This window comes from Roseinatronobacter sp. NSM (assembly GCF_052379845.1).
Taxonomy (GTDB): Bacteria; Pseudomonadota; Alphaproteobacteria; order Rhodobacterales; family Rhodobacteraceae; genus Roseinatronobacter.
On the sequence record NZ_JBQTCF010000006.1, the window covers coordinates 32,616 to 56,184 of the forward strand.

Annotated in this window: 27 protein-coding genes; 13 read left to right on the forward strand and 14 right to left on the reverse strand. The window is 59.8% G+C overall.

Annotated elements, in window-relative coordinates:
• Positions 1-7 precede the first annotated feature (7 nt).
• The gene (locus ACTZWY_RS04790; protein ID WP_444789553.1) at positions 8-469 is read right to left on the reverse strand and encodes a PTS sugar transporter subunit IIA; all 462 of its coding nucleotides are present in this window, start codon (positions 467-469) and stop codon (positions 8-10) included.
• Position 470: 1 nt separating this feature from the next.
• On the reverse strand, positions 471-1,889 hold the full coding sequence (locus tag ACTZWY_RS04795; RefSeq protein ID WP_444789554.1) for a PTS galactitol transporter subunit IIC: 1,419 nt from the start codon (positions 1,887-1,889) through the stop codon (positions 471-473).
• 415 nt (positions 1,890-2,304) lie between these two features.
• Here ACTZWY_RS04795 and ACTZWY_RS04800 point away from each other — a divergent pair, with 415 nt between their 5' ends.
• From ACTZWY_RS04800 to ACTZWY_RS04815, 4 genes are read left to right on the forward strand one after another with little or no spacing between them, the layout of a single operon-like run.
• Entirely contained in the window at positions 2,305-3,324 is a 1,020-nt protein-coding gene (locus ACTZWY_RS04800) for a thiamine pyrophosphate-dependent dehydrogenase E1 component subunit alpha (protein WP_444789555.1), read from the forward strand.
• A complete protein-coding gene (locus tag ACTZWY_RS04805; protein ID WP_444789556.1) occupies positions 3,321-4,328 on the forward strand; it encodes an alpha-ketoacid dehydrogenase subunit beta in 1,008 nt (335 codons plus the stop codon). The genes ACTZWY_RS04800 and ACTZWY_RS04805 overlap by 4 nt, the downstream gene beginning before the upstream one ends.
• Before the next feature lies 1 nt (position 4,329).
• Positions 4,330-5,598: an acetoin dehydrogenase dihydrolipoyllysine-residue acetyltransferase subunit gene (locus ACTZWY_RS04810; protein ID WP_444789557.1), complete on the forward strand. Its 1,269-nt coding sequence runs from the start codon at positions 4,330-4,332 to the stop codon at positions 5,596-5,598.
• A complete protein-coding gene (locus ACTZWY_RS04815; RefSeq protein WP_444789558.1) occupies positions 5,546-6,628 on the forward strand; it encodes a sugar-binding transcriptional regulator in 1,083 nt (360 codons plus the stop codon). The genes ACTZWY_RS04810 and ACTZWY_RS04815 overlap by 53 nt, the downstream gene beginning before the upstream one ends.
• On the opposite strand, the gene ureG is transcribed toward ACTZWY_RS04815, so the two are convergent.
• The 8 genes from ureG to ACTZWY_RS04855 all read right to left on the reverse strand — a co-directional run bounded on the left by ureG (position 6,625) and on the right by ACTZWY_RS04855 (position 11,990).
• Complete coding sequence (ureG, locus tag ACTZWY_RS04820; protein ID WP_444789559.1) at positions 6,625-7,314, reverse strand: urease accessory protein UreG; 690 nt, start codon at positions 7,312-7,314, stop codon at positions 6,625-6,627. The genes ACTZWY_RS04815 and ureG overlap by 4 nt on opposite strands.
• The gene (locus tag ACTZWY_RS04825; RefSeq protein ID WP_444789645.1) at positions 7,311-7,946 is read right to left on the reverse strand and encodes an urease accessory protein UreF; all 636 of its coding nucleotides are present in this window, start codon (positions 7,944-7,946) and stop codon (positions 7,311-7,313) included. Before ACTZWY_RS04825 ends, ureG begins: the two co-directional genes overlap by 4 nt.
• A gap of 5 nt (positions 7,947-7,951) precedes the next feature.
• Positions 7,952-8,446 (reverse strand): urease accessory protein UreE, encoded by a 495-nt coding sequence (locus ACTZWY_RS04830; protein ID WP_444789560.1) that lies wholly within the window; start codon positions 8,444-8,446, stop codon positions 7,952-7,954.
• Positions 8,443-8,676 carry a hypothetical protein gene (locus ACTZWY_RS04835; protein ID WP_444789561.1) on the reverse strand — a complete coding sequence of 78 codons (234 nt, stop codon included), beginning with the start codon at positions 8,674-8,676 and terminating at the stop codon, positions 8,443-8,445. Before ACTZWY_RS04835 ends, ACTZWY_RS04830 begins: the two co-directional genes overlap by 4 nt.
• Positions 8,677-8,831: 155 nt before the next feature.
• On the reverse strand, positions 8,832-10,550 hold the full coding sequence (gene ureC / locus ACTZWY_RS04840) for an urease subunit alpha (RefSeq protein ID WP_444789562.1): 1,719 nt from the start codon (positions 10,548-10,550) through the stop codon (positions 8,832-8,834).
• On the reverse strand, positions 10,551-10,856 hold the full coding sequence (locus tag ACTZWY_RS04845; RefSeq protein WP_444789563.1) for an urease subunit beta: 306 nt from the start codon (positions 10,854-10,856) through the stop codon (positions 10,551-10,553). It lies immediately after the preceding gene.
• The gene (locus tag ACTZWY_RS04850; protein ID WP_274350381.1) at positions 10,853-11,170 is read right to left on the reverse strand and encodes an urease subunit gamma; all 318 of its coding nucleotides are present in this window, start codon (positions 11,168-11,170) and stop codon (positions 10,853-10,855) included. Before ACTZWY_RS04850 ends, ACTZWY_RS04845 begins: the two co-directional genes overlap by 4 nt.
• A 10-nt stretch (positions 11,171-11,180) precedes the next feature.
• A complete protein-coding gene (locus ACTZWY_RS04855; RefSeq protein WP_444789564.1) occupies positions 11,181-11,990 on the reverse strand; it encodes an urease accessory protein UreD in 810 nt (269 codons plus the stop codon).
• A gap of 292 nt (positions 11,991-12,282) precedes the next feature.
• Between ACTZWY_RS04855 and ACTZWY_RS04860 the strand changes: the two genes are divergently transcribed.
• The 3 genes from ACTZWY_RS04860 to folD all read left to right on the forward strand — a co-directional run bounded on the left by ACTZWY_RS04860 (position 12,283) and on the right by folD (position 16,232).
• Complete coding sequence (locus ACTZWY_RS04860; protein WP_444789565.1) at positions 12,283-13,305, forward strand: aspartate-semialdehyde dehydrogenase; 1,023 nt, start codon at positions 12,283-12,285, stop codon at positions 13,303-13,305.
• 213 nt (positions 13,306-13,518) lie between these two features.
• Positions 13,519-15,195, forward strand: a complete 1,677-nt coding sequence (locus tag ACTZWY_RS04865; RefSeq protein WP_444789566.1) for a formate--tetrahydrofolate ligase — start codon at positions 13,519-13,521, stop codon at positions 15,193-15,195.
• A 146-nt stretch (positions 15,196-15,341) separates the two neighbouring features.
• Positions 15,342-16,232 carry a bifunctional methylenetetrahydrofolate dehydrogenase/methenyltetrahydrofolate cyclohydrolase FolD gene (gene folD, locus ACTZWY_RS04870; RefSeq protein ID WP_444789567.1) on the forward strand — a complete coding sequence of 297 codons (891 nt, stop codon included), beginning with the start codon at positions 15,342-15,344 and terminating at the stop codon, positions 16,230-16,232.
• Between the two features lie 35 nt (positions 16,233-16,267).
• Here the strand turns inward: folD and ACTZWY_RS04875 are convergent, their stop codons facing one another.
• Positions 16,268-16,672 carry a DUF2306 domain-containing protein gene (locus ACTZWY_RS04875; RefSeq protein WP_444789568.1) on the reverse strand — a complete coding sequence of 135 codons (405 nt, stop codon included), beginning with the start codon at positions 16,670-16,672 and terminating at the stop codon, positions 16,268-16,270.
• A 99-nt stretch (positions 16,673-16,771) separates the two neighbouring features.
• On the opposite strand from ACTZWY_RS04875, the gene ACTZWY_RS04880 reads away from it, so the two are divergent.
• Positions 16,772-17,521 carry a LytTR family DNA-binding domain-containing protein gene (locus tag ACTZWY_RS04880; protein WP_444789569.1) on the forward strand — a complete coding sequence of 250 codons (750 nt, stop codon included), beginning with the start codon at positions 16,772-16,774 and terminating at the stop codon, positions 17,519-17,521.
• Between the two features lie 3 nt (positions 17,522-17,524).
• On the opposite strand, the gene ACTZWY_RS04885 is transcribed toward ACTZWY_RS04880, so the two are convergent.
• The gene (locus tag ACTZWY_RS04885; RefSeq protein ID WP_444789570.1) at positions 17,525-18,175 is read right to left on the reverse strand and encodes a rhomboid family intramembrane serine protease; all 651 of its coding nucleotides are present in this window, start codon (positions 18,173-18,175) and stop codon (positions 17,525-17,527) included.
• 93 nt (positions 18,176-18,268) lie between these two features.
• Positions 18,269-18,964, reverse strand: coding sequence for a sugar transferase (locus ACTZWY_RS04890; RefSeq protein WP_444789571.1), 696 nt, complete (start codon positions 18,962-18,964; stop codon positions 18,269-18,271).
• Positions 18,965-19,409: 445 nt separating this feature from the next.
• On the opposite strand from ACTZWY_RS04890, the gene ACTZWY_RS04895 reads away from it, so the two are divergent.
• On the forward strand, positions 19,410-20,249 hold the full coding sequence (locus tag ACTZWY_RS04895) for an ExeA family protein (RefSeq protein WP_444789572.1): 840 nt from the start codon (positions 19,410-19,412) through the stop codon (positions 20,247-20,249).
• An 8-nt stretch (positions 20,250-20,257) separates the two neighbouring features.
• Here ACTZWY_RS04895 and ACTZWY_RS04900 read toward each other — a convergent pair whose 3' ends face one another.
• Complete coding sequence (locus ACTZWY_RS04900; protein WP_444789573.1) at positions 20,258-20,680, reverse strand: VOC family protein; 423 nt, start codon at positions 20,678-20,680, stop codon at positions 20,258-20,260.
• A 129-nt stretch (positions 20,681-20,809) separates the two neighbouring features.
• Here ACTZWY_RS04900 and ACTZWY_RS04905 point away from each other — a divergent pair, with 129 nt between their 5' ends.
• The 4 genes from ACTZWY_RS04905 to ACTZWY_RS04920 all read left to right on the forward strand — a co-directional run bounded on the left by ACTZWY_RS04905 (position 20,810) and on the right by ACTZWY_RS04920 (position 23,564).
• On the forward strand, positions 20,810-21,589 hold the full coding sequence (locus ACTZWY_RS04905; RefSeq protein WP_444789574.1) for a thymidylate synthase: 780 nt from the start codon (positions 20,810-20,812) through the stop codon (positions 21,587-21,589).
• A 3-nt stretch (positions 21,590-21,592) separates the two neighbouring features.
• On the forward strand, positions 21,593-22,087 hold the full coding sequence (locus ACTZWY_RS04910) for a dihydrofolate reductase (protein WP_444789575.1): 495 nt from the start codon (positions 21,593-21,595) through the stop codon (positions 22,085-22,087).
• 57 nt (positions 22,088-22,144) lie between these two features.
• The gene (locus ACTZWY_RS04915) at positions 22,145-22,462 is read left to right on the forward strand and encodes an HPF/RaiA family ribosome-associated protein (protein ID WP_444789576.1); all 318 of its coding nucleotides are present in this window, start codon (positions 22,145-22,147) and stop codon (positions 22,460-22,462) included.
• 442 nt (positions 22,463-22,904) lie between these two features.
• Positions 22,905-23,564 carry a hypothetical protein gene (locus ACTZWY_RS04920; protein WP_444789577.1) on the forward strand — a complete coding sequence of 220 codons (660 nt, stop codon included), beginning with the start codon at positions 22,905-22,907 and terminating at the stop codon, positions 23,562-23,564.
• Positions 23,565-23,569 lie beyond the last annotated feature (5 nt).

The following is a 23,569-nucleotide window of genomic DNA, read 5'->3' on the forward strand; positions in this document are numbered from 1 at the left end:
TCAGGTGTCAGGGCAGCAGCGCCAGCGCCTGTTGCGGTGTTTGCGCCTGCCACAGCAGACGGGCACGCGCTTCATCTTGCAAAACTTCGCCAATGGCCTGCAGGACCCCAATTTGCGCGTCCTTGTCCTGCAGCGCCAGCAAAAACACCACATGAACGGGAACAAACATGTCGGGGTCGTCCATGCTGCCAAACGCAACCGGATGGGCCAGCGTGGCAAGGGCGATGGTCGGACGCAGGACATGTTCAGGGTCTGTATGCGGGACAGCCACGGCAAATTCGTCCGAGAGCGGCAGGCCGGTGGGCATGTCCCGTTCGCGGGCGCACACCGCTTGCGCAAACCCCGGATGCACGAAACCGCCCATTTGCAGTTTGCCTGCCAGCAGGGTGATAACCTGTTGGGCAGTTTCAACGCGGTGGGACAGCACAACGTTTTCTGGCCGGATGAATGTGCTTAGGTGTCTGGTCATGTCAGTCCTCTTTTGGTGGATCATCTGCGCCCGCAGCGCGTTCCCATGCTGCGCGGTGGCGGTGCAGCAGTGCAAATGCCCCGGCGATCAGCGCCGCGAAAATTGCAAGCCCGGCATATCCAAGCCCCTGCATCAGCGCGACAGCCACATAGCTGACCCACACGAAGCCATCGCCCATCGCGGTCAATTCGGTTCCGTTGGCGGGCTGTGCAATGCCTGCATCCACCGCAGCCAGCGTGAAGGTGCCAGAAAGTGCAGTTGCGATATAGAAGCCCAAAGTCAGCGTTACTGTCCCGATCACCACCATACGCACCACATTTCCCTGCACAATGGGCGCGGCCAAGGCCACGATGAAGGGAATGACCACAAGATCCGTGAACACCAGCACGCGGTTTCCCGGCAGCAGAACGGACAGGATAATTGCCACAGGTATCAAGATCAGCGCGCTTGCCATGGCGGAGGGGTGCCCGATGACAATGCTTGAATCCAGCCCGATTGTGACCTTCCGCCCGCCAAGGCGGCGTTCCACGAACTGGCGCGCGCCATCGGTCACGGGGATTAACCCTTCCATCAGGATTTTCAGCACATAGGGCAGAAGCATCATGCCCGCCGCAAGGCTGACCCCGACAGCAAACGCACGCACGCCCGTTGTGACGGGATCATCCAGATCCCAAAACCCTATCCCGCCCAGACCAAGACCAAGGAAAAATCCCAGCACTGTGGGGTCCCCCATTATACCAAGGCGGCGCGTCACCGTGTCGGCCGTGACGTCCAGACCGCGCAGGAACGGTATTTTTTCGATCACCCAATTCACGGCAATCGCAATTGGCAAGACCTGCACCGACAGGATGTGTGGCACCGACACGCCCGGAATGCCATAAAACCGCTGGACCGCACGGGCGCACCAGTCCGAAAAAAACAGTGAAAGCGCCGCAATCAGCGCCACAGTGCCCAGCCCCATGACAAGTGACCCGGTGGCCGCCATCACAAGCGCCCCGATCAGCGCAAAATGCCAGTAATTCCAGATATCCACATTCATGGTGCGCGTTACGCCCGTCAGCAACAGCGCAATATTCACCGCCAGCCCTATGGGAATAACCCATAGACCGACTTGCGATCCGAATGCGATGGTCGCAGCCGTGGGCCAGCCCATATCGATGACGTTACGTTCAATTCCGGTGCGCGTGGCAATCGCCACCGCGACGTCGCCCAGCACCGACCAGAACATGCCGATAACCAGAATGACACCAATAAACGCAATGCCCACGCTTAGCGCCGCGCGGGCGGCTTTTACAGGTTTGGTTCCGAAAACAAGCGCAAGGCAAAATATGACAACCGGCAGATATGCCATGCCATACAGGCCCTGTAATGCTGGGCCAAAGCTGAAGCCAAGGTCTGGACCAGTGAGAATGCCATCCATGCCGCGCTCCCGCCTTGTTGCATATCACCTTGTCCAGCCTGCCGGCAAAGTTTCAGCATTTTGAACATATGTTGATTGTATTTTACACATGTTGCATCAGCTTCGGGGCAAGATCAACAAATGATTGCGCCTAAGTGTGCACGCAGCCGCGCCCTGTGCAACAGTTTATTTTGTTTTTACCTTGGCCGTTACAAGGCGCTGCCCCATAATCTGGCCTGATGATGTGCGGATGCGTGGCACAGCTTGATGATGGCCAGAGGGTTTGAACTTAATTATTGACGATATAACATTTGTTCAGTAGCTTTCAGCCATATCTTGCAAAGATTTGCATTGAACCGCAGCGGTGATCTGCAAAACCGTTCTGTTTGCGCACTGTGTTGCGATGCAGGGTGACGAAAATGAAAGGGCTGTGAACATGTCTCGGGTGGTGCAGGCGGCGACAGGCAACCTTCCCTTCGCAATCAGGCAGTATGCGCCCGCGCAGCTGCGCGCGGCCCTGAAGAAAATGTATCTGATCCGCCGCTTTGAAGAAGGGGCAGAAGAAAGCTATGCGCGCGGTCTGATCCACGGCACGATGCATCTGTCCATCGGGCAGGAAGCGTCGGCGGTCGCGTCCTGTCTGGAACTTACAGATCAAGACAAAATTACATCCACCCATCGCGGCCATGGGCATTGCATCGCCAAAGGGGCAGATGTGGGCCGCATGTTCGCCGAGTTCTTTGGAAAGCAAACCGGCTATTGCCACGGGCGCGGTGGGTCGATGCATATTGCGGATGTCAAAACCGGCAATCTGGGGGCCAACGGGATTGTCGGGGGCGGGCTGCCAATTGCCGTGGGGGCCGCGCTGACGGCCAAACGGCAGGGCAAGCCCGATGTGACAGTGTGTTTTTTCGGGGATGGGGCCAATAACGAAGGGGCCTTCCACGAAGCGCTGAACATGGCCAGCGTCTGGCAGTTGCCCGTTGTTTTCATTTGTGAAAACAACAAATACGGCATGTCCACATCTGTGGAACGGTCCACGGCTGTTGCGCGAATATCGGACCGTGCGGCGGGCTATGCCATGCCGGGCGAAACTGTTGACGGCAACGACTTTTCTGCAGTTGCCCAGGCTGCGCATACAGCAATTGCGCGGGCGCGAAGCGGGCAGGGGCCAAGCCTGATTGAAAACCTGACCTACCGCATCAGGGGGCATTCCAAGTCTGATCGCAACCGCTACCGCACCAAGGACGAAATTGAAAGCTGGGTGGCAAAAGACCCGATCACCCGGTTTCGCGCCCAACTTGTCAGTCATGGCATTCTGACCGATGAAGATGCAGCCGCCTTGCTGCGTCAGGCCGAGGCAGAGGTTGCCGCGGGTATCGAATTCGCCAAATCCAGCGCCGCGCCGGATGTAGCAGATGTAACACGCTATGTTCACGCCGAGGACGCGATATGAACGCGCCCGCACATCCCTCGCGCACGCTAAGTTTCGCAGAAGCCCTGCGCGAGGCCATGGCACTTGCGCTGGAAAGCGACCCGAATGTGGTGCTGATGGGCGAAGATATTGGCGTTTATGGCGGCGCGTTTCAGGTAACCGGCGATCTGATTGACCGTTTCGGGCCTGACCGGGTGATGGACACGCCAATCTCGGAACTGGGGGGGGCCGGTGTGGCGGTTGGGGCGGCACTGACTGGCCTGCGCCCGATTTACGAGTTTCAGTTTTCCGACTTTGCGGCGCTTGCGATGGAACAGATTGTCAATCAGGCCGCGAAGATGCGCTTCATGCTGGGCGGGGAGGCGTCAGTGCCGCTGGTGTTTCGTATGCCTTCTGGGTCGGGCACGGGGGCAGCTGCACAGCATAGTCAAAGCTTCGAGGCGTGGTTTGGCCATGTGCCGGGCCTGAAGGTCGTGCAGCCGTCAACACCGCATGACGCCAAAGGGTTGCTGCTGGCCGCTTTGGCCGACCCTGATCCGGTGATCATTTTCGAACATAAGCTGCTTTACAAAATGAAGGGCAATGTTCCTGCGGGCCATTACACAATTCCCATCGGAAAGGCCGAAATCCGGCGCGCGGGAACGGATGTCACCATTATTGCAGGTGCGATCATGGTGCATCGTGCCCTGGAAGCGGCGGAAATACTGGCCGCTGACGGTATCAGCGCCGAGGTGATCGACCTTCGGTCTGTGCGCCCTATTGACAGCGCCACGATCATTGCATCGGTCTGCAAGACCGGGCGCGCGCTATGTGTCTTTGAAGGCGTGCGCACATTGGGGCTGGGGGCCGAAATCAGTGCATTGATTGCCGAAAGCGACGCGTTTGATTATCTGGAAGCCCCTGTCCTTCGCCTTGGGGGGGCCGAAGCGCCCATCCCCTACAACCCTGACCTTGAACGCGCGGCTGTGCCGCAAGTTGACGGGATTGAGCGCGCAGTGCGTAAATTGGTCGGGGGCGCGGTTTGACATGCCCACCGAAGTGATCCTGCCCAAGGTCGATATGGACATGACTGCGGGCACCCTGTCGGTCTGGCATGTCGCAGAAGGACAGTTCGTGGCGAAAGGGGCGCCCTTGTTCGACATTGAAACCGACAAGTCCGCAATGGAAGTGGAAAGCCCCGCGTCCGGTCACGTTCACAACATGGTCGCCCCGGGCCAAAGCGTCGCGGTGGGGGCGCCAGTTGCGTGGATTTATGCACCAGATGAAGCGGTAACCGCCCCCCCGGCCAGCGCTGCGCCTGCTGCCGCAACCCGCTTGCAGCAGCCTCGCCCCGCCGCGCCACCCCCGTCGGGCATGCCCCAGGATCCGCGTGTGCGTGCCACACCCGCTGCACGACAGTTGGCCCATAAAACGGGGGTTGATTTGCGACATGTCGCTGGTAGTGGCCCGAAGGGGCGGGTGCAACGTGGCGATATCGCCAATCGCGCGCCTGCGCTGTCACAAGGGGGGGGGGCTGTGCCTTCTGACTGGTCCGCCCAATCAGGTGACCTGCATGTGACCAGACGCGCGGGGCGCGATACTGCGCCACTGTTCCTGATCCATGGCTTCGCAGCAGAGCAGACAGGCTGGGCACCGTTGGAACGCGCGCTTCCAAAGGACCAGCCATTGCTGCGACTGGATTTGCCCAGCCATGGCAAATCGCCCCGCCGCAGCCTGCGCAGCTTTGCGGAACTGGCGCGCGCAGTTGTCGCCGCGTTTGATGCAAGCGGCACAGAGCAGGTTCATTTGGTTGGCCACTCGCTGGGGGGGGCGTTGGCGCTGGCGCTGGCGGATATCCGGCCACGCAAGGTTGCAAGCCTTACGCTGATCGCACCCGCGGGGCTTGGGCCGGAAATTGACGCGCCGGTATTGAGGGGAATCGCGCGCGCCAGCCGCGCGGAAAGCCTGCTGCCATGGCTTCGGTGTCTGACCGCCGATCCTGAAGGGCTGGGCGAGGACTACGCCCGCGCGGCCCTGCGCGGACGCCTTGATCCGCAGTTGCGCGCGGCCCAGCTGGAACTGGCAGGCGCGCTTTTCCCCGATGATGTGCAGGCCTTCGACCTGACCGCCGCCTTGCGCCGGGTGCGCGTGCCCACCGCCCTTGTCTGGGGGCGCGCGGACCGTATTATTCCATGGCGTCACGCCCTTGCGGCGCGCGGTGACATGGCGCTGCATTTGTTGCCCGACTGCGGGCATATTCCGCATGTTGACACCCCCGAAACCGTGGCAGGCATTCTGGCCCGGCAGTTGGCGTAATTATTCGCTTGCCCGGCGCGGCGGGATGCTGAAATGTGCGGATATGACCAAGGAAAACACACCCGCCCGGACCTTTGCCGAAATGCTGCCCCAAACTGACGTAGATCGCCTGCGGGCGCGCGCGGTATGGCTTTATTTTGTGGAGGGGCGCACCCAAAGCGATGTCGCAACCTTGCTGGGATTGAACCGCGTGGCGGTTGTGCGGCTTCTGGCGGATGCGCGCCGCAGAAATGAAGTGCGGATCACCGTGTCCGCGCCCCTTGCAGAGTTGGTGAAAGTGGAACGCGCGTTGGAAGAACGCTTCGCCATCAATCACGTCATTGCTGCGCCAGTGTCCGATCCGACCGCCGACCCGGTAAAGGTGATTGCAGCGGCAGCGGGCGCCTTCATCAACCGCACCATGCAATCGGGTATGTCGGTCGGTGTGGGCTGGGGGCAGACCCTCTATAACACACTGCCATTCATCGCGGGCCGCACACTGGACGATTTTCGTGTGGTGTCGTTGTTGGGCGGAATCTCTGCAGCGCGGCGGTTCAACCCGGCGGAGTTTGCATGGCAATTCGCACAATTGTTTCAGGGCGACGGTTTTCTTATTCCTGCCCCGGCGCTGGTGGACAGTGCGGAAACCAAACATGCCTTGTTGGAACGCTGCGGATTGGCCGAAATATTCCAGATGGCCGACCATCTGGACATGGTGCTGGTCTCGGTGGGGGGGATATCGACGATAACGACATCCTACAGGCTGGGCCACCTGTCTGAACCCGAACGCCGGTCCTTGGTGGATGCGGGTGCTGTGGGCGATGTGCTGTATAATTTCATCGATGCGCACGGCCGGTTGGTGGACAATCAGGTGAACGGACGCGCGATTTCGGTTGATCTGCCGCAGTTGCGCAAAACCCCGGAACGGGTTTTGGTGTCGGGTGGGCCCGAAAAGATCAGGGCGCTTCTGGGGGCGATAAAGGTGCTGGAACCGACCGTTCTGATTACCGATGAGGTGAGCGCGCGGGCCTTGCTGGAACAGCAGAACTAGGTTTTGCCGCCTGCATTGGCAGTCATGCGCCCCAATCCGGCGCTGTGCTGTTGCGCGTGCAGTGTCAGACCCCCTTCGCGTTCAAGAAACGCGATGACCGCATCAACGCCTTGCCCCTGTTTCAAGCAGGCAAGGACATAGGGCAGGTGGCCGCGCGCGCGCCGCGTGTCCTGTTCCAGCAACACTGGATCAACGCCCACATGGGGGGCAAGGTCAATCTTGTTGACGACCAGCATATCGGATTTTGTGACCCCCGGTCCGCGCTTGCGCGGAATATCCTGCCCTGCGGCAGTGTCGATGACATAGATGGTGATGTCGGCCAGTTCGGGCGAAAAGGTCGCGGCCAGATTGTCGCCGCCAGATTCGATAAGGATCAGGTCCAGATCGGGGAAGCAACTGTTCAGGTCGGCGATGGCAGCAAGGTTGATGCTGGCATCTTCGCGGATGGCAGTATGCGGGCAACCGCCGGTCTCTACGCCCCGAATGCGGTCCGAGGGAAGCACCTGTGCACGCACCAGCGCGTCGGCATCTTCGCGGGTGTAGATGTCATTGGTGATGACCGCCATGGAACAGCGCGGCGCAAGGGCGCGCGCCAGATGTTCCGTCAGGGTGGTTTTCCCCGCCCCGACGGGGCCGCCGATACCCACGCGCAACGGGCCGTGCATGTTGGAAGGCGTTGTGTTCATGTCCGGTATAGCCTTGTTTCTTTGGTTTCGTGTCGCATTGCAGCCAGATCGGCGGCAAGGCAGGAATTCGCCAATGCGTCCAGCTCTGCCGTTTCGGCACGGCTGGCAACGGATATGATGATTGCCAGAAGATCGGCCAGCACCTTTTGGCCCGCAGTTTGGCCAAGGGGAATATGTTTCACGCCCATGGTGACAAGGTTACTGGAAAATGCCTGTAGATACAGGGCGATCACATCGGCGGCGGGCAGGTCCAGCGGGCGGGCCGCTTCCGCCACAGCCAGCGGCAAAGCCCGTGCGGGGCGCGGCGTGCCGGTCATGGTGCCAAGCGTTCGCGTGAAGGACGCGCCTTGTTCGCGCGCTTCCTGCAGGCGCTCCGCGCAGGGTTGCAGCGCTGTGCAAAGCGCGTCCAGCGCGTCCGTATCGGCCCCGTCGCGCAAGGCGTGGGCCATAAGAACCGCGTCTTGCCAGCCGGTGCCGAATTGCACCACATCGGCCAGCCAGTCGCGCAGGCTGTCCGCGTCATGCACGCAGCCATCGGCAATGACCTGTTCCAACCCGTGGCTATAGGCAAAGGCCCCGGTCGGGAATGCGGGGGACAGCCATTGAACAAGGGTCAGCGCGGCGGGTGACAGCATGGTCAGGCGTGCGTGTGATGGTGATGGCTGTGGCTATGGGCCGTTTCAGGCCCATGCGAATGGCCCATGGTGCGGCCATGGCCATAGGCGCCCCCTTCGGGGGTGAAGGGGCCACTGACGGGGCGCAGGCTGGCGCCGAGCTGGCTTAACATGGCTTCGATCACATGGTCACGCCGGATCAGCAGGCGGGAGGCTTCGATCTGGCAGGGAGTGTGGCGGTTGCCGATATGCCATGCAAGGCGGGGCAAGTCGCCCGTCACCTCGATCAGCGGTTCATCAGCGGCGACGATTTCCAGCAGGGTGCCGTCTGTCAGCTCGAACCCCCAATAGGCATCCAGATTGGTGACTTCGGGCAGGTTGACCATGAAGCCGCGCCCTTCGGCGGTGGTCAGGCGTTTGCGCCGGATCATGCGGGCGTCATAATCCAGAATAACCGACCCGTCACAGCGGTCGGGGCGGGTTTTCAGAAGCCGGTTCAGGGGGGGCAGATCGGTCATTTTGCACCTGTGTGGAAAATATCGCGGTAAACATGGGCCGCCAGAGTGCGCCGCGACAGGCCCATGGCGGCAAGCGCGCCATCGGGCAGGCGGTCAAGGCGCGCGAATTCGGCTTCGCGCGCGCTGCGGCCAAGGGACGGGTTGCAGCCGAAACCCGTTGCGGCCAGAAAACAGTCCAGCCGGCGGGATTGGCGCGGGCTAAGATTGGAATTTGCCGGTCGTTGTCGCATTTCACCCTCCGTCAGGTAGAAACACTCCTCCCACCGGCAGACACTATCACAGCGGGCCGTAAAATTCTTATGAACACTGCGTGCGCTATGCCGCGCTGCGGCATTTTCTGGGCGAGTGTTGCACTGCTGCGCCAGAGCTGCATGAAACATGGGCATCAGAACAGGAAATAGCGCTGTGCAAGCGGCAGTTCGGTTGCCGGTTCGCAGGTTAAAAGCACACCATCAGCGCGCACTTCATAGGTTTCGGGGTCCACGTCAATATGGGGGGTGGCGCTGTTCAGGCGCATGTCAGACTTGCCTATTTCGCGGCAGTTTTCCACTGCAAGCGTGGTTCTTGCCAGCCCCAGTTCCGCCCCAATGCCCGCCGATTGCCCCGCCTGCGACACAAACACCACGGCAGAGTGTTCAACCGCCCGCCCGAACGCACCAAACATGGGGCGTGAATGCATGGGCTGCACCGGAATGGACGCGTTCGGGTCGCCCATTTGCGCCACAACAATGGACCCGCCCAACAGCACCATTTCAGGCTTCGCGCCAAAAAATGCGGGCGACCACAGCACCAGATCGGCGCGCTTGCCTTCTTCCACGCTGCCGATATGGCGCGACAGGCCATGCACGATTGCGGGGTTGATGGTGTATTTCGCAATATAGCGGCGCACGCGGAAATTGTCGTTATTGCCGGCTTCCTCGCTCAGTCGCCCGCGTTGCAGCTTCATCTTATGGGCGGTTTGCCATGTGCGGGTGATCACTTCGCCCACGCGGCCCATGGCCTGACTGTCTGATGAGATCACCGACATGGCCCCCATGTCGTGCAAGATATCCTCGGCTGCGATGGTTTCGCGCCGGATGCGGGATTCGGCGAAAGCCACATCTTCGGGCACCTTGCGGTCCAGATGGTGGCAGACCATCAGCATGTCGAGATGTTCCTCGATGGTGTTGACCGTATAGGGCATGGTCGGGTTGGTGGAGCTGGGCAGAATGTTCTGACTGCTGACCACCTTCAGAATATCGGGCGCATGGCCGCCCCCCGCCCCTTCGGTATGGAAGGCGTGGATAGTGCGGCCCTTGATGGCGGCCAGCGTGTTTTCCACAAACCCCGATTCATTCAGCGTGTCCGTGTGGATCATGACCTGAATATCGGATTCATCCGCAACACTCAGGCAACAGTCAATCGCGGCGGGGGTGGTGCCCCAGTCTTCGTGCAGTTTCAGCGCTGCTGCGCCCGCGCGCACCTGTTCGTGCAGTGCATCCGGCAGGCTGGCATTGCCCTTGCCCGCGAAGGCCAGATTCATGGGAAACGCATCCGCGGCCTGCATCATGCGGCCCAGATGCCACGGGCCGGGCGTGCAGGTGGTGGCCAGCGTGCCATGCGCAGGGCCAGTGCCGCCGCCCAGCATGGTGGTCAGGCCCGAATGCAGCGCATCGTCAATCTGTTGGGGGCAGATGAAATGGATATGCGCATCGAACCCGCCAGCGGTCAGGATTTTGCCTTCGCCCGCGATGATTTCGGTGCCCGGCCCGATGATGACATCAACACCGGGTTGGGTGTCGGGGTTCCCGGCCTTGCCGATCCTGGCAATACGCCCGCCGCGCAGGCCCACATCAGCCTTGATGATGCCGGTGTAATCCACGATCAGCGCGTTGGTGATGACCGTGTCCATGGCGCCTTGTGCGCGCGTCAGTTGCGACTGGCCCATGCCGTCGCGGATAACCTTGCCGCCGCCGAACTTGACTTCCTCGCCGTAGCCGCCGCGTTCTGCAATCAGGTCGCGTTCCACCTCGATTATCAAATCGGTATCGCCCAGCCGCACCTTGTCGCCCACAGTGGGGCCATACATGTCCGCATAGGCTGCGTGTGTAATCTTGTATGACATTTACAGCGCCCCCATAACCTTGGCATTGAACCCGTAAACCACGCGCGCCCCGCCATAGGGCACCAGCGACACCTCGCGCCGCTGGCCCGGTTCAAAGCGCACGGCGGTTCCCGCGGCAATGTCCAGCCGCTGCCCGTGGGCGGCGGCGCGGTCAAATTCAAGGCCCGCATTGGCTTCGGCGAAATGGAAATGGCTGCCCACCTGAATGGGGCGGTCGCCGGTATTGGCCACCATCAACCTGGTCACCGGTTGGCCTGCGTTCACTTCGATCTCGCCATCAGGGGTAAAAATCTCTCCGGGGATCATGCGCTTGCCCTTTCGCGGATGGGGTGGTGAACCGTGACCAGTTTGGTGCCATCGGGAAAGGTGGCTTCGACCTGCACAGAATGGATCATGTCGGGAATGCCCGGCATGCATTGATCAGCGGTGATGACATGCGCGCCAGCCTGCATCAGGTCGGCCACGGTTCGCCCGTCGCGCGCCCCTTCGACCACATAATCGGTAATCAGCGCGATGGCTTCGGGGTGGTTCAGCTTGACCCCGCGCGCCAGCCGGTTGCGCGCGACCATGGCGGCCAGTGCCACCAGAAGCTTGTCTTTTTCACGAGGGTTCAGGTTCATGAAGTTCTACTCACATTTGCCAGACACGGGGAAGGGGGGATGGGCGCAGCGCCTGCAACAGCCGCACCATCTGTTTGCGCAGGGGCCAGTTGTCGCGCGCCATCAGGCGCACGACCAGCCGCCCCGGCATGGCGGATGCGGCGGCGTTTACATCGGGGTCGGGGGGCAGGGCGGCGCGCGCCAGCGCCAGCTTGTCCGCCGCACCATCGCCCACCAGAACCAGTGTGGCAAAGGCGCGCATGCCCGCCAGCCCTGCGGCGCGGCTGTTCAGGCGCGGGGCGTCCAGCGCGAAGGCTTCGGCATGGCAAGGGGTGTCGCCGCGCTGCACCAGCCGCCAGTCGTGGAAATCCAGCGCGGTGACCTGCTCGCCCATGGCCGCGCGCCCCAGAACCACAGTTTCGGCCATCAGGCAGCTTGCGCCCGCCCCAAGGGTTATGACAGTGCGCCTGCGCAATTGCGCGGCATCAAACAGGATGGTTTCCTGCGGCAGCCAGTCCAGATGCGCGCCGTCCCCCACATGCATGGCAATATCGACATGCGCCGCCCCTGATACGCTGCGATAGGCGCGTTCTGCGGTCTGGGTGGTGGCGGTCAGGCGGCAGCCCGCCCCCAGCGTGATATTCAGCGCCAGCCTGTCCCCGCCCGTCAACCCGCCAGAGGTGTTCAGAAACACCAGTTCCGGCCCGGGCAGCAAGATCAGTTTGGCCGACCCTTGCTGGAAAAGCTGGTTCAGCACTGTCCGCCCGCCCCGCGCCATGAAGCTGGCCCGGGCAATGCCCTTGCTGCGCTGGTGGGGGTCGGGCAGTTTTAGCGGGATCATGCGCACCTCGTTGTTTTGTTTGTCGCTAACAAGGCCGCAGGGGCGCAATCCAGCCCCGCTGCGTGCAGGGGTGTGGAATGTGCAAACTTGCTAAGTTTTGCGCCAAAGGGTGATTAATTATTGTGCGGTGTGTTTGTTTTTTAGGCTTTCGTAAAATCTGACCCTGTGCGTTGCTGTGCTTGGGTGCCGGGCGTGCCGAATACGGGCCATGCGATGGGCGACATGCCAGCGCCCCTTCACCTTTCGCCACGAATGCGCTATGCCGCACCCACTTGATTTCAAGGAGGCCGAAATGGGCTATAAAGTCGTCGTTGCGGGTGCCACGGGCAATGTGGGCCGCGAAATGCTGAATATCCTCGCTGAACGCGAGTTTCCGGTGGATGAGATCGTGGCGCTGGCGTCACGCCGTTCTCAGGGCACTGAAATCAGCTTTGGCGACCGAACTTTGAAATGTCAGGACATCGAACAGTTCGATTTCACGGGCTGGGACATGGCGCTGTTTGCCATCGGGTCCGACGCAACCAAGAAATACGCCCCCATCGCCGCCAAGGCGGGCTGTGTGGTCATCGACAATTCGTCGCTGTATCGCTATGACCCTGACGTGCCGCTGGTAGTGCCGGAAGTGAACGCGGAAGCAGTGGATGGCTATACCAGGAAAAACATCATCGCCAACCCCAACTGTTCGACCGCGCAGATGGTTGTGGCGCTGAAACCGCTGCATGACCGCGCGCGTATCAAGCGTGTGGTTGTCAGCACCTATCAGTCTGTGTCCGGGTCGGGCAAGGACGCCATTGACGAGTTGTGGAACCAGACCAAGGGCGTCTATGTCCCCGGTCAGGAAGTCGCGCCAAGCGTTTACCCCAAACAGATCGCGTTTAATGTGATTCCGCATATCGATGTGTTCATGGAAGACGGCTCGACCAAGGAAGAATGGAAAATGGTCGTCGAAACCAAGAAGATCATTGACCCGAAAATCAAGGTCACGGCCACCTGTGTGCGCGTGCCGGTTTTCGTGGGGCATTCGGAATCCATCAATATTGAATTCGAGGATTTTCTGGACGAGGAAGAAGCGCGCGACATCCTGCGCGAAGCGCCGGGTGTCATGGTCATCGACAAACGAGAGGCCGGGGGCTACATGACGCCGGTGGAATGTGTGGGCGATTATGCGACCTATATCAGCCGCATCCGGCAGGATTCGACCATCGATAACGGGCTGAACCTGTGGTGTGTTTCCGACAACCTGCGCAAGGGCGCGGCCCTGAACGCGGTGCAGATTGCCGAAGTTCTGGGGAATCGTTGCCTGAAGAAGGGCTGAGCCCTGCAGAAGGGATCAATTGGGCACGGGGTCGCACCCGTGCCTTTTTCTTTGGGCAGGCGCAGGTTTCCCGGTCGTGGGTTTTGGTTTCCAATCGGAAATATGAAAGGCGTTTCCGGTGCCGAAAATGTCGCAATCGCGGCTGTGTATCCGATGGTGCACCGCTATAGCTGTGGCAGCAGCGACAAACGACCGCAGGGAAGAGGGACAGACATGAGCTTCAAGACTGATATCGAAATCGCCCGGGAGGCAAAGAAACAGCCCATTCAGGAAATAGGGGCGAAACTTGGCATTCCGTCTGAGCATTTGCTGCCATTCGGACATGACAAGGCGAAGGTCAGTCAGGAATTCGTGGCCGAAGCGCGCGGGCGCAAGCGTGGCAAGCTTATCCTTGTGACCGCGATCAACCCGACCCCTGCGGGCGAGGGGAAGACCACCACAACTGTGGGGCTGGGTGACGGGCTGAACGCCATTGGCAAGAAGGCCGCGATCTGTATTCGAGAAGCCAGCCTGGGGCCGAATTTCGGCATGAAGGGCGGCGCGGCGGGGGGCGGCTATGCGCAAGTTGTGCCGATGGAAGACATGAACCTGCATTTCACAGGGGATTTCCACGCCATCACATCCGCGCATAACCTGCTGTCTGCGATGATTGACAATCATATCTACTGGGGCAATGAACTGGAAATTGACGAGCGCCGCATCACATGGCGGCGGGTCATGGACATGAATGACCGCGCCTTGCGCGATATGGTCATCAGCCTTGGCGGGGTGTCGAACGGGTTTGCGCGCCAGACCGGGTTTGACATTACCGTGGCGTCAGAAGTGATGGCGATCCTGTGCCTTGCGGCGGATCTGGAAGATTTGCAGCGCCGTCTGGGGGATATTGTGATTGCCTATCGCCGCGACAAAACCCCTATCTATTGCCGCGATATTGGCGCCGAAGGGGCAATGACCGTCCTGTTGAAAGATGCGATGCAGCCCAATCTGGTGCAGACGCTGGAGAATAACCCCGCCTTCGTGCATGGCGGCCCGTTTGCCAATATCGCGCACGGGTGCAATTCGGTGGTGGCCACGCAAACTGCGCTGGGGCTGGCGGATTATGTGGTGACCGAAGCCGGTTTCGGGGCCGATCTGGGGGCAGAGAAGTTTTTCAACATCAAATGCCGCAAGGCGGGGCTGACCCCCTCGGTTGCGGTGATCGTGGCCACGGTGCGCGCGATGAAGATGAATGGCGGCGTGGCCAAGGCGGATCTGGGTTCGGAAAATGTAGATGCGGTGAAGAAAGGCTGCCCCAATCTGGGGCGCCATGTTGAGAATGTGAAATCCTTTGGCGTGCCGGTGGTTGTGGCGATCAACCATTTCCATTCCGACACGGATGCCGAAATTGCGGCAGTAAAAGACTATGTCGCAACGCTGGGGGCCGAAGCGATCCTGTGCAGGCATTGGGCGCAGGGGTCGGCGGGGGTTGCGGAATTGGCGACACGGGTTGCGGAAATCGCTGATGGGGACCGCGCACAGTTTGCGCCCCTGTATGGGGATGACATGCCGCTGTTTGAAAAGATCGAAACCATTGCGCGGCGTATTTACCGCGCTGATGACGTGCTGGCCGATGGCAAGATCCGCAGCCAGTTGAAGGAGTGGGAAGCCGCAGGCTATGGGCATTTGCCCATTTGCATGGCCAAGACGCAATATTCCTTTACGACCGACCCCAACCGGCGCGGTGCGCCGATCAACCATTCGGTGCCAGTGCGGGAAGTGCGGCTGGCGGCCGGGGCGGGGTTCATCGTGGCCATCTGCGGGGAAATCATGACCATGCCCGGCCTGCCCAGAAAACCGGCGGCGCAATCGATCCGGTTCAATGATGATGGGGTGATTGAAGGTTTGTTCTAAGGGCTGAGGGGGGATGATGGTCGGACGCTCGTGCCCGTTTCGGGCACATCGCCCCGCCCACCATCCCCTATGGGCCTATTGCACAAACGGATGACCCGCGCCTTGATACAGGTGTTCCGGGTTAAAGCTGAAAGAAGGATCGACATATGAGCGCAGCTGTTATCGATGGCAAGGAATTTGCGGCGCGGGTGCGGGCGCGGGTTGCCGCCCATGTCGCGCGCCTAAAGGCAGATCACGACCTGACCCCCGGACTGGCGGTTGTTTTGGTGGGTGAAGACCCCGCAAGCCAGGTTTATGTGCGCTCCAAGGGCAAGCAGACTGTGGAAGTGGGCATGAATTCCTACGAGCACAGGTTGGCCGATGATGTGTCGGAAGCGGAGTTGCTGGCGGTGATTGAGCGCTTGAACAGTGACCCGCAAGTGCATGGAATTCTTGTTCAATTGCCGCTTCCGGCGCATCTGGATTCGGATCTGGTGATCAATGCGATTGATCCTGCCAAGGATGTGGACGGGTTTCATATTTCAAATGTCGGGCTGTTGGGGACCGGACAGAAAAGTATGGTGCCCTGCACGCCGTTGGGTTGTTTGATGATGCTGCGCGAATATCATGGGGATTTGTCGGGCATGCATGCTGTGGTCGTGGGGCGGTCCAATATTGTGGGCAAGCCCATGGCGCAGCTTTTGCTGGGGGACAGTTGCACCGTGACCATCGCCCATTCGCGCACAAAAGATCTGCCTGCCATGTGCCGCAGTGCCGATATTCTGGTTGCAGCGGTGGGGCGCGCGGAAATGATACCGGGGGAGTGGATAAAGCCGGGCGCGACGGTCATTGATGTGGGCATCAACCGTGTGGAGCGCGAGGGGCGCACCAAACTGGTGGGGGATGTGCATTTTGACAGCGCGGCCACTGTTGCGGGCGCAATCACCCCGGTGCCGGGCGGCGTTGGCCCCATGACCATTGCCTGTTTGCTGGCCAATACAGTGACGGCGGCATGTCGTGCCAAGGGGTTGGCCGAACCTGAAGGGTTGACCGCGTAAAGCATGTCCCCGACTGCGAATGCACGCGGCAGGCCTTAGCCCCCGAGCAAAACCGCGTGCATGATGCGGCCGGGCGACAGGGTGAACGCGCCTGCGATCACCAGACCGCCCCAGACAATGCCCAGCATCATGCCGCGGTGGCGTGCGACGTGGCCGCGCCTGATCTGGATAATTGCGTAAAAGATGCCCGCGATGACCCAAACAGACAGCAGATGTATCCATCCATAGCCCCAGACAGGGCCGCCATGCGTGATTCCGAAGCTGGAGATGGCGACTGCCAGCATGGCACCAACCCACATCCAGCCAAGGACACGGTGCGCGCCTGACCCCCTTGGGCGTGTGAAAATCAGCAATGTTGCAAGTATCGCAACCACGGCGCTGGCGGTATGAAGCTGGATCGCCAAAGTGGCGTTCAGAAGCGGGTGCAGGTTCAGGGTCATTTATATACCATTCCATCTGTTGAATTCTTGCGGCAGGGTTTGCATTGGGCAGGGTCGCGCGGCAATAAAGGCTGCGTGGACTGGCGGGGGATTTCGTGAATGGCTGCTTATTTCAAGGCACTGCAGATCACGCTTCGTGAACGGCGCTGGCTTGGTGTCTTGTGGGCGGGATTGACAGGTCTTGCCACTTTGGCCGGTCCGTTCGGGACAATGGGTGCTTTGCCCTTGCTGCCGCGCGCTGTCTACTGGGGTGGGGTGATTGCCGGGGCCATCGCGCTGCATTTCGTCACCCGGCATTTGCAACATTATCTTCCAGCGCATCGGGCAAGTTCTGTCGCGGCCAGCGGGGTCTATGCGGTCATGCTGGGGGCGCTGGTGTTTGGGGTGAATGTCTGGCTGTTTCCCGGCTGGCAGGCGGGGAATATTGGCGGTCTTTTATGGCTGATCATGATTGTGGTGCTGATTGCGGGGGCGATTCATGTTCTGCTGGCATGGTTGCGCCCTGCCACTGCCCCGGCCACCGCGCAGGTGCCTGAAGCTGCGTTTCTGGCGCGGTTGCCCTTGCATAAACGCGGGCCGCTGATCCGGCTGGAAGCGCAGGATCATTACCTGAATGTTGTCACGCAAAACGGGTCGGAACTGGTTTTAATGCGTATGGCCGATGCCGACGCGATGTTGCAGGGAATAGGCTTGCGGGTGCATCGGTCGCATTGGGTTGTGCCTGCCGAAATTCGGCAGGTGGTGCGGCAGCAGGGCAAGACAAGCCTGATTATGGTTGATGGTGCAAGCGTTCCGGTAAGCCGGTCACATCTTCCAGCCCTGCGTGCCGCCGGCGTCGTGCCGCGATAGCGGCTACACGCGATAGCGCAGTGTCGGTGTCACCAGCGCCGCAAACAGCACACCCGCTATGAACCCGCCAAGATGCGCTTCCCATGCCAGCAAGCCCGATAGCAGCACCCAAAGAACCACATTCAGCACCGCAAGGCCGAGAAGAGACATCCATAGCGGCCGCATGGGGCTTCCGAAATGTTGGCGGGCTTGCCATTCCCAGAATTTCCATGCGCCAATCAGGCCGAAAACTGCGCCTGATGCGCCAACCATGGGGGTTTGGGTGCTTGACAGAAGCGCGAAACCTGCAGCGCCGCCGATGACGCTGATGGCATAAAGCAGCAAGAACCCCTTTTGGCCAATGCGGGCCACCACGATACCGCCAAGCGCCAGAACCGCCACCATATTGCCCAGCAAATGCATAAGCCCGCCATGCAAAAACGCATGGCTGATAAACATGACTTCACGCTGCAACGGATACAGGGGGTTCCATCCCTGCAACAATCCGTTCCAGAACGCCCCATAGGCAATTGTCGTCATGCGCCATTCATTCGCGCTGCTGATGATCACGCCAAGCAAGGTCAGCAAGATTTCCGGCGCACATGTCACAGCCACCAGCACCAGCACGGCGGGGCTGTTGGTTCTGGTGGGGAAAGTTACGTTTCTGGGGGCCATAAGCGCCGCTTTGACATTGTCTTCTACCCGTTGCAAGCGGTCTGGGTCATTTTGGGGTTGCCCCGAAGGTTTTGCAATCAAACGCATGATTGTTCAAATTCCGCGGCGGCACAAGACCACCAGAACGGTTTTCCAGACAAGGCGCAGGTCCTGTGCGAAACTCAGCGTTGCGCCATAGGTGGCGTCAATGCGGGCACGTTGTTCAAAACTGGCGTCATTGCGTTCTGTCACCTGCCACAGCCCGGAAATACCCGGACGCAGCGCCAGATAGACAGGCAGCGTCGCGCCATACAGGGACCGTTGTTCCGGCAGCATTGGGCGGGGACCAAGCAAGCTCATATCACCGCGCAGCACGTTCAAAAGCTGGGGCAATTCGTCAAGGGAGGTTTGCCGCAGGATATGCCCGAATCTTGTGATCCGGGGGTCGTTGCGCAGTTTCTGCTTGTCGTTCCATTCCGCGCGCAAGGTGGCGTCGGCGGCCAGAATGTCGTTCAGGCGCTGTTCTGCATTGGCATGCATGGTGCGCAATTTCCAGATGCGGAACACCTTGCCATGCTGGCCAATACGCGTTTGCGCGAAAAACGGGCTGGACCCGCTGGCGGCAAGCAGGACCGCGCAGATGGCAATCACAGGAAGGGCGATCGGCAACAGCAGCACAACCAGCGCAATGTCCATCAGTCGCTTGCCACCATTGGCATACAGCCCCTTGGGCGCATCAGGGGCCAAGCGCGACTTATGCGGCTGCGCACGGGTGCCCGAAAGGGGAAGGTCTGATGAAGTGAAAGCCATAATACCTGTCCTGATCAACCTGACATTCCGACATGGCCTTGGCCCAATCCAAGGATTACCGAAGTCTTAACACATAAAAATTTATACAAGACTTAAAGGTTCTGACGACAGGAAATCTGCCGCGCAAGGACAGACCCGGCAGATTTTTCCGGGGTGGGGCCGTGCATTGTTCATGACCTATGGCTTGTTATGATGTAGTGATATGATTGTTGTCATTTTGCTGCGTAATCCGCCCGTGCATTTGGGGGGTGTGCCGCGATTTTGTCCAGATTGCGCCAGAATTGCTGCCCCTGCCGGTTTGCGAATCGAATCATGGGGGGGCGGGCGCAGTATTGCGGCGCAGTGCCATTACCTTGACTTGTTTCAGCTTGAATTTCGTCACATCCGGCTTGTAGACCAATATAAGTAGATTGCGATCAGCCCAGCGTATCGGCCACATGGACACATGACACATAGATTTAGTTCATATCTGGAACATTTTGGGCTGCATCAGCGCCCGTTTTCCCTGACGCCTGACCCGGAGTTTTTGTTCTGGTCAGACGCTGCGCGCGGGGCCTATGCGATGTTGCAATACGGGTTGGCCACACGCTCGCCCATAACCATGCTGACGGGTGAAATTGGCGCGGGCAAAACCGTTTTGCTGCAGCATTTCATCGAAGAAGCAGAAGACGACGATTCCCTGTCGATTGCGTTGGTCACCAACACCCGCCCCAACACGCGCGACATTTTGCAATGGCTGCTGCCAGAACTGACAAAATCTGACCTGAGCGAGGAAGGGAAGTTCCTGAAGGTTCAGGAATTTCTGATACAGGAATATAACGAAGGCCGCCGCGTGCTGCTGGTCATCGACGAAGCGCAAAACCTGTCGCCCGAAGCGCTGGAAGAATTGCGCATGTTGACCAATATCAATCTGGGCAAGGAAGAAGTGTTGCAGCTTTTCCTGATTGGCCAACCCGAACTGCGCGACCATGTGCGCCGCCCTGATCTGGTGCAATTCGCGCAGCGTGTCGCGGCAAACTATCATCTGCCGTATATGAAGCCCGAAACCGTGGCCTATTACATTGCCCATCGCCTGAAAATTGCGGGCGGGCGGTCCAGCGTGTTCAGCAAACAGGCCGCGATGCTGATCTTTGATGTTACCGGCGGTGTCCCGCGGCTGATCAACCAGCTTTGCGATATGTCACTGACATATGCATTTGCGCAAGAAGACCCGGTTGTAAAACGCGCCACCGTCCAGTCGGTGCTGGACGATGGCATTTTCTTCGCGCCGGTGCAGCGCGCCTGAGCGGCGCGTTACCAATGCCCGGTATTGCCCATGCTGGCCCAGGGTTCCTGCGGGGGCAGGGCATCACCTGCCTGCAACAGTTCGATTGACACATTGTCTGGCGACCGCACAAAGGCCATGTGGCCGTCGCGGGGCGGGCGGTTGATTGTGACACCAGCGGCCTGCAACGTCGCGCAGGTGGCGTAGATGTCGGCCACTTCATAGGCCAGATGGCCGAAATGGCGGCTGTCAGATGGCAGGCCGTCATCCCCATCCCAGTTATAGGTCAGTTCCACCGGGCATTCGGGCTGTCCGGGCGGGGCCAGAAAGACCAGCGTGAAGCGGCCCTTTTCGCTTTCGTGGCGGCGGGTTTCTTCCAGCCCCAGAAGTTTGAAAAACGCGATCGTGGCGTCAAGATCTTTGACGCGGACCATTGTGTGTAGATATTTCATGTTGCGCACTCCTATTATTGAACATGGTAACTGAATTTCCGCCCGGTTCAATGCCCTTGGGGGTTCCAGAATCAGCACGTTCCCGCCATTGTGCGCCGAATACACCACATCTTGCGGGGCGGGGGCATAGTGAAGCAGTATCTGGATGCGTTGCAGCATATTCTGGACCATGGTGTGCCATCCGATGATCGCACCGGAACCGGCACCTTGTCGGTGTTCGGGATGCAGATGCGCTATGATCTGGAAGGCGGGTTTCCGTTGGTGACAACCAAACGTGTGCACCTGAAATCCATCATCCATGAACTGCTGTGGTTCCTGTCAGGTGACACGAATATTCGCTACCTGCAGGAAAATGGCGTCAGTATCTGGGATGAATGGGCCGATGCGTCGGGTGATCTGGGGCCGGTTTACGGGCGTCAATGGCGGGATTTCGGCGGTGTTGACCAGATCGCGGAAATGGAACGCATGATCCGGCAAACCCCCGACAGCCGCCGCATGATTGTTTCGGCGTGGAATCCGCCCGATGTGCCGCATATGGCGCTGCCGCCGTGTCATACCTTGTGGCAGGTGCGGGTTCTGGCGGGCAAGCTGCATTTGCAACTGTATCAGCGGTCTGCTGATATGTTTCTGGGGGTGCCGTTCAACATTGCATCCTATGCGCTGCTGCAAATGATGCTGGCGCGTGTGGCGGGGCTGGGCCTGGGCAGTTTTGTCCACACGATGGGGGATGCGCATATCTATTCCAACCATATGGAGCAGGTGCGCACCCAACTTGCGCGCGACCCACGCCCCTTGCCGAAAATGAACATCCTGCGCACACCCGACAGTGTGTTTGATTTCCGCTATGATGATTTCCAGATCGATGGCTATGATCCCCATCCGGCGATCAAGGCCCCGGTGGCGGTGTAGCGCATGATCAGTCTGATTGTCGCACGCGCCCGCAACGGGGCCATCGGGCGGGGCAATACCATTCCATGGGACGCGCCCGAAGACCTGAAATTCTTTCAGCGCGAAACCTTGGGGGGTGCTGTCATCATGGGGCGCAACACATGGGACAGCCTGCCAAAGCGCCCCTTGCCCCGGCGGTTGAACATTGTTGTCACATCGCGCCCCTCTGCGGGGGGGGATGCACTGTTTGTGCCCTTGGAGCAGGCAGTAACGACCGCGCGGCAGGCGGGCTATTTTCGCATTTACGCCATCGGGGGGGCGGGCATTTATCGCGCGTTTCTGCCCTTGGCGGACCGTTTGCTGATTACGGATGTTGATATTGACGTGCCAGACGCCGATACATTTTTCCCGCCCGTTGCGCGCGATGACTGGACGATGACCGCCGAACTGGGCCTACGGATGGACGCACCAGCCTGCATTGTGCGCGAATTCCGGCGAAATGCTGCGCGCCAATCTTGAAGCAGGGGCGAAGGATGCATACCCTTTAGGTGTAAGAACAAGCCAAAAGGGCAGGATATGCATATTCAGGTCAATACGGATAACACAATCGAAGGGCGCGAGGACGTGACCCGCTTTGTCACGCAGGTGATCGAGTCCAAGCTCGGCGCAGTTTCCGGGTCCATCACCCGTGTCGAGGTGTATTTGCGCGATCAGAATGCTGCAAAAAGTGGCCCCGAGGACAAGCATTGCAAGGTAGAAGTCCGCCTTGAGGGGCGCCAACCGGTCACTGCCGAACATGCCGCCGACAATATTCAGTCTGCTGTGACCGGCGCGACCGACAAGATGCGCAATGTTCTGGACAGCGAACTCGGCAAACAGCGCGCGCGCCGTTGATTGGCTGGCGCGGTCTGCGACGCGGTTGTAGCATATGTGCAACATGTGCTGCCTGTGCGGGATGCCACGACATATAGTCATTCAAGGGGCGCAGGCGGCTATCTGCGCCCCTTGCTTTTGGCGCAGCGGTCCGAAACATAGTTAACCGCCCAAGGATTGCGCGCCTTTTGCCGCCAGCCTGCGCCATTTGCCGAAGCCGGTCGGGACATGGTTTATCAATCGTTGCAATGCGTCCTGCACTGGGGTAATATTTGAACCAGAAATTAACATAATCAGCATCAAACGCTGTAGATTGTCGATAAGGTCACCCGTTAGAGGTGGTCAATCGTGTGGGCATGGGCAAGTAATGGGCGGGTCATTTGACCGGCTTCGCATGTGTAACATCAGGGTGCTTGGCATCTCTGGGGGTGTTCGTGTGGGGTGTGCCCGAACAGGCAGGACAATGTTTAAAGATTATTGGTTTGGTGAACTGACCGGCGCTTTTTCCACGGGCGCAGCGCGTATGCGGCTGGCGGGGCTGTGCGTGATTGCCGCGCTGGGCGTGTCGGCCTGCGATGGGGGCTTTCTTGCCAGTCTGGACGGGTCCAGCCCCACTGAACTGGCCGAAGCGGTCACAGAATTTCGGGTTGTGCCCGCATCGCGCGCGTTGATCAGCGTGCCTAACGCCCTGATTGTGCTGGAGCGAGAGCTTGATGGTGCGTTGGAACAGCGTATCACGTTGCCAAATGCAACCAGCCTGCAAGGCGAAAACACCATCATCCTGCGCGCCCAGACCGGGCTTACCGCCAGCCGGTCGCGCCTGGTGCTGGAAGATGTGCTGCGCCAGTTCGGGGGCGCGCCTGCGCCTTTTGATGCCGTGACCGACAGTGGCTTGACCGCAGTTTCAGACCAGTATGGCGATATTACATATACCACGCGCGCGCCGGGTGGAGATGTGACATGTGTTCTGGCCTTCCGGCGCACCCAGATCGGGGCGCGCGCGCTGCCGCGCGGCGCGTCCGCGCTTGATATCATGCTTAGGAATTGTATTTCCGGCCCGACCGAACGCGCCCTTGCCCCGATAGGGCCGGGGGCGTTTGGTCTGGCCTCTCCTGTTTTTTAATAGCT